General features: G+C 58.3%; 17 protein-coding genes. 3 read left to right on the top strand and 14 right to left on the bottom strand.

Going from position 1 to position 17180, the window contains the following annotated elements:
* Window positions 1–242: 242 nt before the first annotated feature.
* Entirely contained in the window at window positions 243–1409 is a 1167-nt protein-coding gene (locus ACR0L4_RS06790) for a CAP domain-containing protein (RefSeq protein ID WP_480511581.1), read from the top strand.
* A gap of 51 nt (window positions 1410–1460) precedes the next feature.
* Here ACR0L4_RS06790 and ppk2 read toward each other — a convergent pair whose 3' ends face one another.
* Window positions 1461–2378 (bottom strand): polyphosphate kinase 2, encoded by a 918-nt coding sequence (gene ppk2, locus ACR0L4_RS06785; RefSeq protein ID WP_170749978.1) that lies wholly within the window; start codon window positions 2376–2378, stop codon window positions 1461–1463.
* Window positions 2379–2775: 397 nt separating this feature from the next.
* Window positions 2776–3234, bottom strand: a complete 459-nt coding sequence (locus tag ACR0L4_RS06780; protein WP_170749979.1) for a winged helix-turn-helix transcriptional regulator — start codon at window positions 3232–3234, stop codon at window positions 2776–2778.
* Between the two features lie 138 nt (window positions 3235–3372).
* On the opposite strand from ACR0L4_RS06780, the gene ald reads away from it, so the two are divergent.
* Window positions 3373–4491, top strand: coding sequence for an alanine dehydrogenase (ald, locus tag ACR0L4_RS06775; RefSeq protein WP_480511578.1), 1119 nt, complete (start codon window positions 3373–3375; stop codon window positions 4489–4491).
* A gap of 190 nt (window positions 4492–4681) precedes the next feature.
* Here ald and ACR0L4_RS06770 read toward each other — a convergent pair whose 3' ends face one another.
* Entirely contained in the window at window positions 4682–5443 is a 762-nt protein-coding gene (locus ACR0L4_RS06770; RefSeq protein ID WP_480511804.1) for a mechanosensitive ion channel family protein, read from the bottom strand.
* A 261-nt stretch (window positions 5444–5704) separates the two neighbouring features.
* Between ACR0L4_RS06770 and ACR0L4_RS06765 the strand changes: the two genes are divergently transcribed.
* Entirely contained in the window at window positions 5705–6403 is a 699-nt protein-coding gene (locus ACR0L4_RS06765) for a glutathione S-transferase N-terminal domain-containing protein (RefSeq protein WP_170749982.1), read from the top strand.
* Window positions 6404–6448: 45 nt separating this feature from the next.
* On the opposite strand, the gene ACR0L4_RS06760 is transcribed toward ACR0L4_RS06765, so the two are convergent.
* From ACR0L4_RS06760 to ACR0L4_RS06710, 11 genes are all read right to left on the bottom strand, one after another.
* A complete protein-coding gene (locus tag ACR0L4_RS06760) occupies window positions 6449–6901 on the bottom strand; it encodes a YtoQ family protein (protein WP_480511576.1) in 453 nt (150 codons plus the stop codon).
* Window positions 6902–6984: 83 nt separating this feature from the next.
* On the bottom strand, window positions 6985–9381 hold the full coding sequence (pheT, locus tag ACR0L4_RS06755) for a phenylalanine--tRNA ligase subunit beta (RefSeq protein WP_480511574.1): 2397 nt from the start codon (window positions 9379–9381) through the stop codon (window positions 6985–6987).
* A gap of 78 nt (window positions 9382–9459) precedes the next feature.
* Window positions 9460–10266, bottom strand: coding sequence for a prolyl oligopeptidase family serine peptidase (locus ACR0L4_RS06750; RefSeq protein ID WP_170749985.1), 807 nt, complete (start codon window positions 10264–10266; stop codon window positions 9460–9462).
* Between the two features lie 334 nt (window positions 10267–10600).
* Window positions 10601–11029 (bottom strand): hypothetical protein, encoded by a 429-nt coding sequence (locus ACR0L4_RS06745; protein ID WP_480511571.1) that lies wholly within the window; start codon window positions 11027–11029, stop codon window positions 10601–10603.
* Window positions 11030–11178: 149 nt separating this feature from the next.
* Entirely contained in the window at window positions 11179–12252 is a 1074-nt protein-coding gene (gene pheS, locus ACR0L4_RS06740) for a phenylalanine--tRNA ligase subunit alpha (protein ID WP_480511569.1), read from the bottom strand.
* A 471-nt stretch (window positions 12253–12723) separates the two neighbouring features.
* Complete coding sequence (locus ACR0L4_RS06735) at window positions 12724–14094, bottom strand: glutamate--cysteine ligase (RefSeq protein ID WP_480511567.1); 1371 nt, start codon at window positions 14092–14094, stop codon at window positions 12724–12726.
* 64 nt (window positions 14095–14158) lie between these two features.
* Window positions 14159–14686: a hypothetical protein gene (locus ACR0L4_RS06730; protein WP_480511565.1), complete on the bottom strand. Its 528-nt coding sequence runs from the start codon at window positions 14684–14686 to the stop codon at window positions 14159–14161.
* A gap of 257 nt (window positions 14687–14943) precedes the next feature.
* Window positions 14944–15651, bottom strand: coding sequence for a beta-barrel domain-containing protein (locus ACR0L4_RS06725; protein WP_170749990.1), 708 nt, complete (start codon window positions 15649–15651; stop codon window positions 14944–14946).
* Entirely contained in the window at window positions 15623–15817 is a 195-nt protein-coding gene (locus ACR0L4_RS06720; protein ID WP_170749991.1) for a hypothetical protein, read from the bottom strand. The genes ACR0L4_RS06725 and ACR0L4_RS06720 overlap by 29 nt, the downstream gene beginning before the upstream one ends.
* Window positions 15807–16142, bottom strand: a complete 336-nt coding sequence (locus ACR0L4_RS06715; protein ID WP_170749992.1) for an ATP-binding cassette domain-containing protein — start codon at window positions 16140–16142, stop codon at window positions 15807–15809. Before ACR0L4_RS06715 ends, ACR0L4_RS06720 begins: the two co-directional genes overlap by 11 nt.
* A gap of 179 nt (window positions 16143–16321) precedes the next feature.
* The gene (locus tag ACR0L4_RS06710; RefSeq protein WP_170749993.1) at window positions 16322–17173 is read right to left on the bottom strand and encodes a hypothetical protein; all 852 of its coding nucleotides are present in this window, start codon (window positions 17171–17173) and stop codon (window positions 16322–16324) included.
* Between the last annotated feature and the right edge of the window lie 7 nt (window positions 17174–17180).

Raw genomic sequence — 17180 nt, 5'->3', positions numbered from 1 at the left:
CCGGGGGTTTGTCGTTTTAAAGACCGGTCTCAAATCGCCGAGTCCCGCCCGGCCTTCGGCGGCAAGCAGCCATTTTGGCACCAGCAGCATTTTGCCCGGCATTTTGCAGCGCAGCGAATCTCGCATTGGTAGCGTTGTAGCGCCAAAACTCGCCTAAAACGCGGCCCGCTCTATCAGTCCAATCCTCGCCCCCTGTAACTGGCCTCGTCTACTCAGACGACACATCAAAACGGAGGCTACCCATGTCGACTGCAAGTACATTCGAGCGAGAAATGCTGGAGTTGATCAACGAAGAGCGCACATCCCGCGGGCTGAACCCGCTGCAGCTGGAAACACAGCTGAACGCATCTTCCGAAGATCACAGCACCTGGATGCTGGATACCAATATGTTCAGCCACACCGGACAAGACGGATCAAGCGCGACAGAGCGGATGGAGGACGCGGGGTTTGATTTCACAGGCAGCTGGCGCTCGGGCGAGAACATTGCCTGGCAATCAGAACGCGGCGCGCCCGGCATCAGCGACGATGTCGAGCAACTGCACGCGAACCTGATGAACAGCCCGGGCCATCGTGCGAACATTCTGAACCCGGATTTCGAGTATATCGGGATTGGCGTCGAGACCGGCTCGATGCAGGGTTTTGATGCGGTCATGGTGACCCAGAACTTCGCGGCGACGGATGCAGAGGTGATGCTGGACTCAGATGAGACAGTAGTGACGCCCCTTCCTCCTGAGGATCCGGCACCAGAGGAACCCGATACCGATGTGACCGAAACCGAAGAGCCGACACCGGAAGAGCCCGAAACCGACGTCACCGAAACTCAAGACCCGGAGACAGAGGACCCTGACACCGACGTCACCGAAACAGAGGATCCGGAGACAGAAGACCCCGGCACCGACGTCACCGAAACAGAGGACCCGGAGAAGGAAGACCCTGACACCGATGTCACCGAAACCGAGGACCCGGAGACAGAAGACCCTGACACCGACGTCACCGAAACAGAGGACCCGGAGACAGAAGACCCTGACACCGACGTCACCGAAACAGTGGACCCGGAGACGGAAGACCCTGATACCGACGTCACCGAAACAGAGGACCCGGAGACGGAAGACCCTGATACCGACGTCACCGAAACAGAGGACCCGGATGATGGCTGTTTCGATGTTGCGGCTTTCCTCGCAGAAATCGAAGCTATCATCGAAGGTCTGCAGGCGAGGTTTGATCAATTCGCTTGGAATGACGACGACATGACCCCGTCCGAACCAGAGGACGATTTCGATGTGGTCATGGTCGATGACTCAGAGCCGGTTGACGATTCCCCGGCCTGTTCAGACATGGCCACCGATGATTCCGGTGACGTCTTCTTCATCAACATCTACAACTTTGATTGCATGATGGACGCGGCCTAACCGCAACCCCGGTGCGAGGCAGTCCGCTGCCTCGCATCCCAACCTGCCGCGTCAGTAGATTTTCGGTACGTGAAGTTCATCCGGCAATACGCGGCGCTCGTAATCCGGATTATAGCGCCGATCGGGCAGATTGACCTTTTCTTGCGGAACATCTGTGTAGGGAATCTTGGTCAACAAATGCTCGATACAGTTCAAACGTTCGCGTTTCTTGTCATTGCCTTCCACGATGTACCATGGCGCTTCGGGGATGTTGGTGCGGAAGAACATGTCTTCCTTCGCCTTGGTGTAAGACTCCCATCGGATGCGGGATTCCAGATCCATCGGTGACAGCTTCCACTGTTTCATCGGGTCATGAATGCGCATAAGGAATCGCAACTGCTGTTCCTCGTCGGTGATCGAGAACCAGTATTTCAGCAAGATAATCCCGGACCGAACCAGCATCCGCTCAAATTCCGGAACGTCTTGAAAAAACTGCTCGACCTGATCTTCCGAGGCAAACCCCATTACCCGTTCAACCCCGGCGCGGTTGTACCACGAGCGGTCGAACAAAACGATTTCCCCTGCCGCGGGCAGATGTGGGACATAGCGCTGAAAATACCACTGACTCTGTTCCCGACGGCTGGGCGCTGGCAAAGCCACAACGCGGGCCACGCGGGGGTTCAGGCGCTGAGTGATCCGCTTGATCACGCCCCCCTTGCCCGCGCTGTCGCGACCTTCGAACAGAATACAGACTTTGGCACCGGTATGCTGAACCCAGTCCTGAACCTGGATGAGCTCGGCCTGCAGTCGCAACAGATTTCGAAAATAGACCTTGCGGTCCAGCATATCCGGATGCTGGTCCTTGTAGATCTTGCGCACCTCCATCGATAGCATGGGTTCACTGAACTCGATCTCAAAATCTTCATCCAGCGTGTCTTCTAGCTCGGCCTCAAGCCAATCTTTGGGGGTGTCGTTATTTTCGTAGTCCAAAGTCAGCTCCTGATTAGTTTTCGGGTTCGCACCGTAGCGGGCCTGTGTAACCGCATGATGTCATCAGATAAATTGACGACACCGCGTCGCTGAAACCAAATTTGTACAACGCAAGGGTGACAGTCCCTTGAATGTGGCCCGACCGTATCCGGGATACAACCCGTAGAATTGACGCAAGGCAGACCCTTGCCCATAGGCCAAACGCCTGGTGCGTTGGGCCCCGGCCAATACAAGCGGCACACGGTTCGGAGCCAGGAAGCAGCGGCCCTCAGCGTGAGGACTGGTCGGCAATCCGGCCCCCTGTGCACCTCGCCAGATACCGGTGCTGGACCTGATACACTCTGGGTTCAACAAGGTGTGATTTGTCCTGCTTCCCTATAGCGCTGTTTCCTGAGCGTCAGACAGGCAATGCCGTCGTCTTGAACACTGTGCGCAAGGCAAACGAACTTTGCATCTGCGCCACCTTGGGCAAGCGCGACAGGTATTGGCGGTGAATGCGGGCAAAATCCTCAGTGTTTTCGGCGACCACCTTCAGGATATAGTCTGCGGTTCCGGCCATCAGATGACATTCAAGCACATCTGGAATGCGGGCTACGGCCTTTTCGAACGCATCCAGAACCTCCTCGGCCTGACCTTGCAGCGTGATCTCGACAAACACCGTAGTTGGCACGTTCATCTTGCGGGCATCCAACAGGGCAACATAGTTGCGAATGTACCCTTCTGCTTCCAACCGCTGTACCCTGCGATGACAGGCGGATGGAGACAGATTCACCTGATCAGACAGCTCCGCATTCGACATACGGCCGTTGCGTTGCAGGGCAGAGAGAATCTTACGATCGGTCGTATCAAGGCTCATCAACGCAAATCCTTTGCAGCATTTGACCACAATACGGGAAATTCTTTCAACAAACAGCACAAAGGCACGCATTGTTTCACAAAAATTGCGCCCCTAAATGCACATAATTTAGGCAGCTTAGGAACGGAGGAGGTGCACATGAGAATCGGTTGCCCCAAGGAAATCAAACCTCAGGAATTTCGGGTCGGGATGACCCCGAACGCGGCGCAGGAAGCGGTCGCGCGCGGTCATGAGGTCTTGATCGAAACCGGTGCCGGGATCGGCGCGGGCTTTGACAATGATGCCTATATCGCCGCCGGTGCCCGGATTGTGGACACGGCTGAAGACGTCTTTGCAACAGCCGACATGATCGTGAAGGTTAAAGAGCCGCAAGCGATCGAACGCAAGATGCTGCGCGAAGGGCAATTGTTGTTCACCTACCTGCACCTTGCTCCTGACCCGGATCAAACCCACGACTTGCTTGAATCCGGCTGTACCGCAATCGCCTACGAGACGGTAACAGACGCGAGCGGCGGATTGCCGCTGCTTGCGCCGATGTCCGAAGTGGCAGGCCGTCTGGCGCCGCAGGTCGGATCCTGGACCTTGCAGAAGGCCAATGGCGGGCGCGGCGTTCTGATGGGCGGCGTCCCTGGTGTGGGCCCGGCGAAAGTCGTTGTGATTGGCGGTGGCGTGGTCGGCACCCATGCGGCCCAGATTGCTGCAGGTATGGGCGCGGATGTGACCGTGCTTGACCGGTCATTACCCCGTTTGCGCTATCTCGACGATGTATTTGGCGGTCGTTTCAAAAACCAATACTCGACCGCTGGCGCAACCGCTGAGTTGATTCAGGACGCCGATATGGTGATCGGTGCGGTTCTGATCCCGGGCGCCGCGGCTCCGAAGCTGATCAGCCGGGCACAGTTGTCAACCATGAAACCCGGTGCGGTCCTCGTGGATGTGGCCATCGATCAGGGTGGCTGTTTCGAGACCTCGCGCGCGACGACCCATGCCGACCCGATTTACGAGGTTGATGGCGTGATGCACTATTGCGTGGCCAACATGCCGGGCGCTGTCGCCCGCACCTCGACCATCGCTTTGGGCAACGCAACCATGCCGTTCATGCTGTCATTGGCCGACAAAGGCTGGAAGCAGGCATGTCAGGACGATCCGCACCTGCTGAACGGCTTGAACGTACATGCCGGACAGTTGACGTATTATGCGGTCGGAAAGGCGCTCGGAATTGACGTCGTCTCGCCAAACGTCGTGATCAAGTCGTAAACCCTCCCGCCCCTGAAAGCGCCTTTAGACAAAGGCGCTTTGCAGCGTTGGGCATAGCGCCGCGCCACAGGCGCGGCGCGGTTGGTTTGAAAACCCGGCTGGCGGCACAGAAAAGGCGCCGCACAACTGTGCGGCGCCAGGCCCAACGGGAGGAGGGCATTTCCAATGCCCGATCGACGGGCGGGAGCATTCAACCCTGTTTCTGAATCTCCACCGAATGCGGGTAAGGGATCGAGACCCCTTTCGCATCGAAGGCCTCCTTGATTGCTTTTGTGAGTTCGAATTTCACATCCCAGTAGTCCGCCGCTGCGCACCATAGACGGGCCGTCAGATCAACCGAGCTGTCGCCCAGATTGGTCACACGGACCCAAGGTTCGGGATCCTTGTGAATACGTGCATCCGCATTTGCCACATCCAGAATGATCTTCATGGCCTCATCGGCATTGTCGCCATAGTCGATGCCAAAAACCAGATCGACTCGGCGCGTGTCGTGGGCCGAATAGTTGGTGATGATTGATCCCCAGGATTGTCCATTCGGTACGATGATCTGCACATTGTCCGGAGTGACCAGTTCGGTCGTGAACAGGTTCAGGTCTTTTACCGTCCCCGACGTACCTCCGATATCGACAAACTGGCCCAGCTTGTAGGGGCGGAACACAACCAGCATCACACCCGCCGCCAGATCGCTGAGTGTGCCTTGCAGCGCCAGACCAATCGCCAGCGAGGCGGCACCGAGAATGGCAACGATGCTTGTGGCCTCAATCCCGAATATCCCCAGCACAGCCACAAGAACCATCGCCAGGATTACCCATTTGACAAGGCTGGCCATGAAGTTGCCCAGTGTCGGGTCAATCTGTGGTGTCGAATTGATCCGTCGGCGCACTATCCCTGCGATTATGCCCGCAACGATCCAACCAATGATCAGAACCACCAGCGCCTTTACTGCGCTCATGATCAGAGGTGCGAATGCTCCCACCTGTGTTACGACGTCATCCACGCGCGTCTCCTTTGTCCAACAAGAAACCCGCGTCTTGCGCGCGGGATGCCCCAAAGTGTGAGGCAAAACCATCATTTGGTCTAGGTGCGAGTTCCAGCGGGTTTCCCCGTTGTTCATCTGCAAACAGACACTGACCGGCACCGCACAGCCCGTATGCCTTTCAAGATCGCCCCACGCCACCTAGGTTTGTCGGTATCCGAAACAGGAGCCTTCTCAATGCTGGATACAGAAACGCACCCGATCACGGCCCGCTGGCCGGCGAAGTTCCCTGACAGAATCCAACTCTATTCCTTCCCCACACCGAACGGCGTCAAAGCATCAATCATGTTGGAGGAAACCGGCCTGCCCTATGAGGCGCACACGGTTACGCTGGCAGATGCCGATGTCAAAAGCCCCGAGTTCCTGTCGCTGAATCCCAACAACAAAATCCCAGCGATCATCGACCCAAATGGCCCGGACGGAACCCCGATCGGCCTGTTCGAAAGTGGGGCAATCCTATTGTATCTGGCTGAAAAATCGGGAAAATTCATCGGCCAAACCGCATCTGACAAACACCGCGTCACCCAATGGCTGATGTTCCAGATGGGCGGCGTTGGGCCCATGTTCGGTCAATTGGGCTTCTTCCATAAATTCGCGGGAAGCGAAATCGAAGACCCTCGCCCGCGCGAACGATACATCAACGAAGCCAAGCGCCTGCTGAATGTTGTGAACACGCAGCTTGAGGGGCAGGACTGGATCGCCGGTGACTACTCGATCGCAGATATAGCCATCGCACCTTGGCTGCGCGGGTTGGATTTCTATGATGCGAAAGAGGTTGTCGGCTGGGACGACCACACCAATCTGTCGGCCTATCTGGATCGGTTCCTGGACCGTCCCGCCGTTCAAAAAGGTCTGGTTACACCGTCAAGAAGCTGACCGAAAAACGGGCAGCGGCATCTTCATGCCGCGCCTTTTCCAAGTTTACTCGGGCAACCTGCCCAATTCGACATAGCGAAGAATCTCAACAACCTGAGAAGGGTGTTCTGCGACGGCGAGTGCGGCCGCATCAACCTCTTTCAAGGCATGCTGATGTTCGGGACCATGCAATACGATGATTGATTTGCCCAATGCCGCCGCATAGCCGGCGTCAAAGGCCGCGTTCCATTGCTTGTATTTTTCGCCAAAACGCACAACGACGATATCAGCGTCCGAGATGCCCTTACGGGTCCGGATCGCATTGACCATCGCGCCCTTGTGGTCATGCCAGTACTTGTCCGGCTCCTCCCCCAGGATCGCAACTCCGCAATCGTCCGACGCCCCGTGATCCGTCACCGGACTGCTGAACACAATGTTCAGGTCCAGCTTCGCCGAACCCTGAATGATCTCTTCGCGCCAATCCGTATGAATCTCACCTGACAGATACACGTTCAACATCGCCAACTCCTGTCTTTCTAGGAAAGGGGCGAAACCCGCCCCGTCTTTTTGTTCAAATACGACCGCCGGACAAGGTTTCAACCTCAGCCGCGCAGAACGCCGCCGGTTGCCTTCAAGACCTTGGCGATGATCTTCTCGGCCACCGCTTCGATCTCCTTTTCCTTCAGCGTCGCATCCGTGGGTTGCAGCCGGACGGTGATGGCCAGTGATTTCTTGCCCTCGCCCAGACTGCCACCGATAAATTCGTCGAAGACACGGACATTTTCGATCAATGTCTTGTCTGCCCCGGCCGCCGCATTCACCAGTGTCAGAGCTTCGACATCAGATCCGACCACAAAGGCAAAATCCCGCTCGACCGCTTGCAGATCGCGCAGTTCCAGCGCAGCGCGGGTTGCTCCGGATTTGCGGGGCATCGGGACCTCATCCGGCCAGATGGTGAAGGCCATCGCCGGACCTTTGACATCCATCGCCTGCAGGATGCGAGGATGCAGTTCACCAAACACCCCCAACACCTTTTTGGGACCCAGACAGATCTTGCCGTGACGACCCGGATGCCACCAGGCATCACCGTCACGCAGAATCTGAACCTTGGTGGGTGCGCCAATTGCGGCAAGCACGGCCTCGGCATCCGCCTTGGCATCAAAGACATCAACCGGACGAGACGCGCCGTGCACGTCCTTTGGCCCATCGCGGCCAACCAGCAGGCCTGTAATCTGGGTTTTCTGTTCGCCGGGCTCGCCGTCGTGAAAGACCGGGCCGACCTCGAACAGCGCCACGTCCGCATAGCCCCGCGCCTGATTGCGGGCTGCGGCCTGCAACAGACCGGGCAGCAGATCGGGGCGCATATGGCTCATCTCGGACGAGATCGGGTTTTCCAGCTGGGTCGCCTCGTCGCCGCCACCGAACAGCGCCGCAGCGGCCTGATCAATGAAGGTGTAAGATACGCATTCATTGTATCCCAGCGCAGCACAGGTCCGCCGCGCCATCGACTGACGGCGCTGCGTCGGCGTCATCACGGGCTTCGGGATTCCGTCTGTTACCCGTGGCAAAGGCTTGCCCTGCAGCTTGGTGAGTGAGGCAATCCGCGCGACTTCCTCGACCAGATCGGCTTCGCCCATGATATCGGGCCGCCAACTTGGCACATGGGCCATTTCGCCTTCCAGACGGAAACCCAGACGTGTCAGGGTCTGGCGCTGCTCGCTTTCGGGAATGTCCATTCCCACCAGCGACTGTACTCGCGCTGAATTCAGTCTGTAGGCCCGCGCATGGTTCGGCGCCTTGCCCGCCTCGACCACATTCGAGGCTTCACCCCCGCAGATATCCAGAATCATCTGGGTAGCGTGTTCGAGCCCTTCCAGTGTGTAGTCCGGGTCCACCCCACGTTCGAACCGATAGCGCGCGTCGGAATTGATCTTCAGCGCGCGGCCCGTCAGGGCGATCTGGACGTGATCCCAGAACGCGCTTTCCAAAAATACGTTCACCGTCTCTTCGGTACAGCCGGTCTCTTCACCGCCCATGATCCCGGCGATCGACTCGGGGCCTTTGTCGTCCGAGATCACCATCATGCCCGGTTGCAGCGTGTATTCCTTCTCGTCCAGCGCCACCAGTTTCTCGTCGCCTTTGGCGCGATGGACCCGCAGGTTGCCCTGAACCTTGTCCGCATCAAACACGTGCAGCGGGCGGTTGTGATCGAAAGTCATGTAGTTGGTGATGTCCACCAAGGCCGAGATCGGACGCAAACCAATCGCCTTGAGCTGATCCTGCAGCCATTGCGGGCTGGGTCCGTTCTTCACACCCTTGATCAGACGCCCGGTGAAATGGGGTGCGCCGTCCAGCGTGTCCTCGTCAATGGTCACCTTGATCGGACTGTCGAAATCGCCCGGCACGGGGGCATAGGCGCGTTCTTTCAGCGTACCCACACCGCGCGCGGCCAGATCGCGGGCGATACCCGCAACACCCAGCGCATCCGGGCGGTTCGGGGTGATCGCAATCTCGATCATCGGGTCTATCTTGGACGGATCGTTCTCGGCCAGCCAGTCTACGAATTTGTCGCCCACTTCGCCCGATGGCAGTTCGATGATGCCGTCATGTTCGTCCGAAAGCTCCAACTCACGCTCGGATGCCATCATACCAAAGCTCTCGACACCGCGGATCTTGCCGACGCTGATGGTGATATCCAGACCGGGGATATACATGCCCGGCTTGCAAACCACGACCGTGATCCCTTCGCGCGCGTTCGGTGCGCCGCAGATGATCTGCAAATCGCCCTCATCGGTTGCAACGGTACAGACCCGCAGTTTGTCGGCATCGGGGTGCTTTTCGGCATGTTTCACATGGCCTAGCGTAAAGCCCGCCAGCCGGTCCGCCGGGTTGACGATCTCTTCGACCTCAAGGCCAAGGTCGGTCAGCGCCTCGGCGATCTCATCAACCGACGCATCCGTATCGAGGTGGTCTTTCAGCCAGGACAGAGTGAATTTCATTGCAGCGGGCCTTTTTCGGCAAACATTCAGTCGGCACAGGCAATGACAAAGAATGCGCCAAGGTGCAAGCGTTGCGGCTCACGGATAGGTGGGGGTGCGGCCCAAAAGTTCGTCCAGCTGCCAGCCGATCCAGCCATGGGGAATAAAGTGCCCGCCGGGGTGGGTGTCCAGCGTAACCTGCCCTTGCGCGCAATCGGTCCACTCAATCCGGCTAAGCGTCAGGAAGGGCTTCACGCTCCAATCCCCACGCGAGGTCGCGACGTTGCAGTCGAACTTGGCTTTCCACAGCGCCACCGGATAGGTGGTATCGCCATCCGGCCCAAAGGGAAAATCCATCACCGTATCGTCCAGCCCATGTACATGGCGCACCTCGCGCGGGGCTTCCGGGCAGTCCTCGGTCTGGCGGATCGAGCCCGCAACGGCCAGCAGCGCCGCGATGTCATTGCCCGACTGACAAACAAACCGCCACGCCATCGCGCCGCCGTAGGAATAGCCCGAAGCATAGATGCGTTCAGGATCAATGGGATAGTGTTGGGCCACATCCTCAAGAACCCGATCGGCGAACGGCACGTCTGCGGTATCAGCAGTCCAGAAGTTCCAACTTTTGCCCAGCCCGTTCGGAGCCACCAACAGCACATCGCGCAGCTTGGTCGCCCCGGCGATGCGTTCATGGTTCACCACCACATCGCCCTGCCGCGCCCAGCCGTGGAAATGCAACAGCACCGGCAGAGGCGTTTCGCCATCCCAACCATCAGGTTCCAGCACATGGTAAGAACGGTCGCCGACCTCACAGGCGTTGTCGTCGTGGCAATCGGTGTTCCACGGTCCCATGGCAAAGACCGGTGAGGCGATGAGCAACAAGAGGCAGAGCAATCGATAGATCATAGGCCCGAGCCTAGCGACGTCTGCCGCACTGTCACATAACATATTGGTGTAAGGTGGGATTTCACCCCACCATCCGGCGCATGGTGGGCTGAAGCCCACCCTACATCCGATCAAATCCCCGAGCCGCGCTGTCGCCAGACCGCGGGATGGCGATCCTAGTTCTGTATTGGGCACTTTATCCCAGCCAAATCCGCGCACTGTTCGAGCGTTGCGCTGGCGGAGACAAATCGCCAGCCCGTCCGGGCGGTGTCGTCCATTGGGCTCGAACCAATAGAGCCAAAATGAACGACCGATAGCGCGGCGGCCTATCGGCCTTTGCTCCGCGCAACAGCACTCAGAAACCCATGGTTCCATTTATCCTGTGCCAATAGGTTACAAGTTCAGCCCAAACAGGCGGCACAATAAGACTTAACGAAAAGGTTAGTATCGCAGCACCGAGAAAATAAGTGGCGAAGGTGTGTAGTCGCTCAACCTGCCCGATGAACCCAGTGATCTTTTTCTCCCATTGGCTCAATTCGAGTATTTCAAATCGCCCATCAACCGTCACATCCATGTGCTTCATCGAAAGCAAGTAGAGCCAGATCGCAATCAAAAGTGTAGAAAGCCCAACCAATAGGCCGGGTGCAAAAAGATCACTGTTTTTGAGCATCCCCAATCCGGTGATCTTTTCAGCCAAACCAACCAAACTTGCAGCCCCAAGGAGCCCAGACGCGACCGCCAGACCTCGTTGTGATCGAGCTTGTACATTTCCAAGAACCTGCAACGAGCGGTCAACTCGGTTTACTTCCCAAGTACGTTTGCTCTCGGCAGAACATAACGGGCAGTTTGTCGTATAACCATCAGAACTATCGCAAAACGACCCATGCTCCCGGCACAAGTACCTTCCGCGATTGACGCTCAGAAAGTGATAGTTCACCGCGACAAACCACCATGCAGGTTCGGCATATCCAGCGCTGCGAACCCGTAGTGCCTTAGCCAGCGCAGGTCGGAATCAAAGAACGCCCGCAGGTCCGGAATGCCGTATTTCAGCATCGCCAGACGGTCGATCCCGATCCCGAAGGCAAAGCCCTGATAGACCTCGGGGTCGATGTTGCCCGCGGCAATCACCTTGGGGTGGACCATGCCGGACCCCAGAATCTCCATCCAGTCGTCGCCCTCACCGATCTTCAGCTGGCCGTTGTCCCAGGAACAGCGGATATCGACCTCGGCTGACGGCTCGGTGAAAGGGAAGTGCGAGGCGCGGAAGCGCAGTTCGACGTCGTCGACCTCGAAATACGCTTTCACGAACTCTTCCAGAACCCATTTCAGGTTCGCCATCGAGATGTCCCTGTCGATGGCCAGCCCCTCGACCTGATGGAACATCGGCGTGTGCGTCTGGTCATAATCGGCACGGTAGACGCCGCCCGGACAGATCACGCGGATCGGCGCGCCCTGCAGTTCCATCGACCGGATCTGCACCGGAGACGTATGGGTGCGCAGCACATGTGGCGGGCGATTATCGCCCTCGGCGCGGTGCATGTAGAACGTGTCCATCTCGGCCCGCGCGGGGTGGTGGCCCGGGATGTTCAAGGCGTCGAAGTTGTGCCAGTCGGTCTCGATCCGCGGCCCTTCGGCCACCGAGAAACCCAGTTCGGCAAAGATCGCGGTCAGTTCCTCGGTCGCCTGACTGACCGGGTGGATCGAACCCTGACGACGCGCGCGGGTCGGCAAGGTCACGTCTAGCCATTCAGTGCGCAGACGCTCATCCAGCGCGGCATCTGCCAGCGCGGCCTTCTTGGCGGACAGGGCCGAGTTGATCTCATCCTTCAGTGCGTTCAGAGCCGGGCCTGCGACCTGACGTTCCTCGGGGGTCATCTTGCCCAGCTCGCGCATTTTCAGCGCGACTTCGCCTTTTTTACCCACGGCGGCAACACGGATCGCCTCAAGCACGTTCTCATCGCCCGCTTCGGCGATCTGACCCAGATATTTTACCTTTAGATCGTCCATGACGCTTCCTGATCGTGGCCCCTGAATTCTGCTCAGGTCCTGCTATCACAGCCGCCCGCGAAAGCAAGAGGGCGATCAGGCCGCGTGGAGCAATGCAACGCTTCCGCCCTGCTGCACCAGGCGTACGACCGGTCCATAACCGGTCAGAGACCCGCGCAGATCAGGAAATAGGGCGAACAGTTTGGCCCGGGTCAACGCCAAGAGCACGCCCAGCCCCTCTTGCGCCGGAAAGAAACTTTCCTAAACCAGACCGGACGTCTTCACCTGCTGACGCTTGTCGAAAAGCAGATGCACGTGGTGGAGGATATCACGGGGGGCCTCTCACACACTGCACCCGTTGATCAGCAAACGGGCACTATCCCTCGGGGGTGTTGGTCGCAGGCCAGTATCCGGCCCCTGGTCCCTATTGAAAGGCGGCAGCTCTGGCTTGGCACAGTATTTTCAAACCCTGCCGGTTTTTTGGCACCTTTGTCAGTAGCTGTATTCGGGGAATATCCGGGTCAGGTCGCCGTTCCAGTCGCCGTTGTAGTGATCCAGCAACTCGTCTGCCGGGACTTTGCCCGTTTCGATACTGTCTTTCAGCGCATTCAGGAAATGTGTTTCGTCGGGGACGAGCCCACCAGCCCCGGGGAAGGCGCGCGCCTTCAGACCGGATTCCGAGATCGAAACGACCTCGCGCGCCAGATCATGCATGTTGATGTTGCCAACCTGCGCCTGCAACCCGTCCTCGGCGGCTGCGACCCGCAACGCCTCGCGCGTCTCGGTGTCCCAGCCTTTGACCAGATCCCAGGCCGCGTCCAACGCGCCCTGATCATAGGTCAGACCGACCCAAAACGCGGGAAGCGCGCACAGCCTGCGCCACGGGCCACCATCGGCGCCGCGCATCTCCATGAACTTCTTGATCCGCGCTTCGGGGAAAGCTGTGGTAAGGTGATCGGCCCAGTCAGACAGGGTCGGGGTTTCCCCCGGCAGCGCTGGCAACTTGCCCTTCAGGAAGTCCCGAAACGACATGCCCAGTGCATTGATGTACTGACCGTCACGATAGACAAAATACATCGGTACATCGAGCGCGTATTGCACGTAGCGTTCAAACCCAAAACCCTCTTCAAACACAAATGGCAGCATTCCGGTACGCGCGTCATCCAGATGCCGCCAGATATAGCTGCGCCAGCTTTTCTGGCCGTTCACCTTGCCTTCAAAGAAGGGCGAGTTGGCAAACAGTGCGGTCGCCACCGGTTGTAGCGCAAGCGCCACGCGCAGTTTTTGCACCATGTCGGCCTCGGAACCAAAGTCGATATTGACCTGAACAGTGCACGTGCGTCGCATCATGGCGCGACCCATGGTGCCGACTTTTTCCATATAGTCGTTCATCAGCCGATAGCGCCCCTTGGGCATCAGCGGCATCTCGTCATGGGTCCAGATCGGGGCCGCACCCAGGCCGATGAACCCGACACCGATCTCGTCCGCGATGTCTTTCACCTCACGCAGATGCGTGTTCACCTCGTCACAGGTTTCGTGGATGGTTTCGAGCGGTGCGCCCGACAGCTCAAGCGCGCCACCCGGTTCCAGGCTGACATTGGCACCGTCCTTTTCAAGTCCGATCAGATGCCCGCCCTCGCGGACTTCACCCCAGCCATGCCGGTCGCGCAGACCTTCCAACACCGCAACGATCGAGCGCTTGCCTTCGAAAGGCAGCGGTTTCAGGGTATCCTTGCAATATCCGAATTTCTCATGCTCGGTGCCAATGCGCCAATCTGGTTTGGGCTTGCAACCGGATTCCAGATATTCGGCCAGTTGCTCATGGCGCTCGATTGGACCGCCGCCGGACTGAGGGATGGACATGAACCGTGCTCCGATCCTGATGTGTCTGTCGTTCGGTCAGTCGTGGGGGCAAACTACGCCAGTGTCAATGCAGCCTGAGATGCGCCGGACGCGACGACGTGCGTTCCCAAATCACCACCGGATGTCGCGCGCCGCCATGCAGTTCCGCAAGCATCTGTTGCGTTTTCAGCCCCGGCAAAGTCGAGAATACATCGAACAGCGCCTCGGCCCCTTCCGCATTCACAGGAATGTGAAGCGTCGGCTGGCCCGGTTGATCCAGTATCCAATGTGCCGGGGTCGAAGTCGGGTCGAGCGCTAGCCGTTCGATTTCGCGGGTAGCCACAATGCCGCCATCCAAAGGGCCAAGATAGGTGATCTGCCCCTCATCGACGCTTACCACGCCCTGCCCACCGGCCCCGGTGCGAAACCGGGCGCGTTGTACGCCGACGACTGTCAGAGCTACCGATAGGGCAACAAGCAACCATCCCAACACACCCAGCAAACCGCCAGGGCCACCGATCCAACTGAGCCCCAGAACCAGCACAAACGCCGCGACAACAACCTCGCGCCACCGCCAAAGGGCCAGCTTGGCTTCGGGTCGAATGAAACTCATATCGGTCTTCCTGTTTCAGCGCCGTGACGGCGAACTTCGTCAATAGCCGGTCCGCTCAAAATCGGGCCACCACGCGCAATCTTCAAGGGGGTGTTCTATTTCCGATCCTAATCTCGGAACGCACGGTCTTTGACGCGGATCACCGGTTTGGTCAGATATTCCAAAACTGTCTTGGGTTCCGAAAGCATATCCACCTGCGCGACCATGCCCGGGATCACGTCCAGCGCTTTCCCGTCCGCATCGGTCAGCGATCCGTCTTACTGTATCTCGACCACATAGACCGAGGTTTCCCCGTCGGGGGCCAGAATCGTATCGGCCCCGATCCGTGTCACCCGCCCGTCCAATGCGCCATAGCGTGAGGCATCATAGGCCGTACTGCGAACTTTCACGTCCTGATCCGGTCGGATGAAGGCAATGTCATCCGGCGCGACAAACGCCTCGACTGTAACGGAATCGCCAAACGGCACGATCTCGGCCACGGTCTGTCCTTGCTGAGCAACGCCACCCAGTGTCGAGATCAGGACCTGATTGACAACCCCGCGCGCCGGGGCCCGGATTTCCGCGCGCGCCAATCGAGCCTGAAGGGCGGGAAGGCGCGTCTCAAGCGCGGCCAGCCGGGCCTGCGTTTCGGTCAATTCCCGGTTCGCGGTCGAGCCGAACTCGCGCGTGCGGGCAACAATCTGACTGTCAATCTCGGTAAAAGCAGCCTCCGCCATCAGGATCCGGTTTCCCGCATCACTCAGTTGACCATTCTGACGACTGAGTTCGCGGCGCAAATCGATCATCGCCAGGGGGCTTTCGATCCGGCGCTCTACCAAAGGCTGGATGACGCTGATCTCTTCTCCCAAATGCCCGATTGTCTCGTTGTTGACATCCTTGCTGATCCGGGCGGCTTCGATCTCGGCCAGCTTGATTTCGCGGCGGGCGTCCAGAACCTCAAGATCGGCTGTCAGATGCGCTGCCATGGCCAAAAATAAACCCGTTCCGCTTCCAGTAGCGCACCTTCGACGGTGGTGCTGTCGGGCGATTGCGAACAAGCATATCGTCCTTGCTGCCGGCATAGGCGACTTTGCCGCCATTCAGAACATTCACCCAGTCTACCAACTGCAACAGGCTGGTTCTATGAGTCACCAGAACAAAGGTGCGATCCTCTGACAGCCAGCTTTTTTGGATTGTCGATGACCTGCGCTTCGGATTGTACATCCATGCCCGAGGTCGGTTCATCCATGACAAGCGTTGGTGGATCGCCAATCAACGCCCGGGCAATGGCAACCGCCTGACGCTGTCCGCCAGACACACCTGCGCCCCCTTCATGCACCTGCATGTCATACCCATGTGGATGTGTCGCCGCGATCCTGTCGGCCAGTGAAATCGTAGCCTTGCCATGGACCTCATCATCGGTGAAGCCAAACCACCCGGCGATGATGTTTTCTCGTAAGATCCGAAAAACAGACAACAATCCTGTAAGGCAGCACCAATATTGCGGGTCTTGTCTACCGGGTACACCGCACGCGCATCCAAACCATCCAGCAGAACCGCACCGTCATCAGGTTCGTACAAGCCCAGGATCAGACAGCAAAGTGATCGGCACCGCAATGGCTGGAACAAGGGCCAGTGGCCCGCCAATTGCCCAGATCACACCGATGAAAACCAACAGGAACGGCAGGTCAACCAAAGCCACAAGCGAAGCCGAGGTGAAAAAGTCGCGAACCACTTCAAAGTCCCGCAGGATCGAAGCCATGCGTCCGTTCTCTCCGCCGGCGCCTTCATCTTCAGTGCCATGGGATGATTGAACAACCGCTCGGCAATCTTCAGGTCCGCGCGCTTGCCCGCCGTGTCGATAAAGCGCGAGCGCAGGTTCTTGATCAGAAAATCGAACAGCAGTGCAAATCCGACCCCTGCGACCAGCGCCAACAGGCTGTCGACCGCTTCATTCGGCAGGATGCGGTCATAGACCACCATAGTGAACAGCGACGTCGCCAGACCCAAAATACTGGTCACCATTGCCGCCAAGATGATCTGCACATAGACGCCCCGCAGATCACTGAAGGCGGACCAGAACCAATGTCCCTGTGGGGTTGAACGATCCTCATCCGAGCGGCGTGTGCGTGAGGCACGCAGTATCCAACGGGCTTTGATAAGGCGCTTGTCCTGACGCCGCCAGATTTGCGGCTCGGTCGAGCCGTTGCTGGCGTCGATCACAAGAAAACGGTCTTTGTCTTCGCGGTCCAGAACCACAAAGGGGTCACCGTCCGCGTCGAACGCTAGTACAGGGAACAGGATCGGGTCGAGTTTGAGCAAGCGTGCCTTACCGAAATCGGCCTTGTAGCCTGCTGCCTCTAGAGCGCTTACCGCGTCTTCAACCGCAAAGGCCTCGTGGTTGCCTTTGAACACTCGAAAGAAATCCGCCTCGGACAACCCGTGACCCATCCTCTCTGTAAGAAGCTGAAGATGCGTGATCAGCGGGTCCGTTGCGGTTGGGGTCATGGTAGGC

The sequence above is a fragment of the Ruegeria sp. AB5 genome (assembly GCF_056542645.1).
This window is presented reverse-complemented; position numbering and strand designations above follow the sequence as displayed.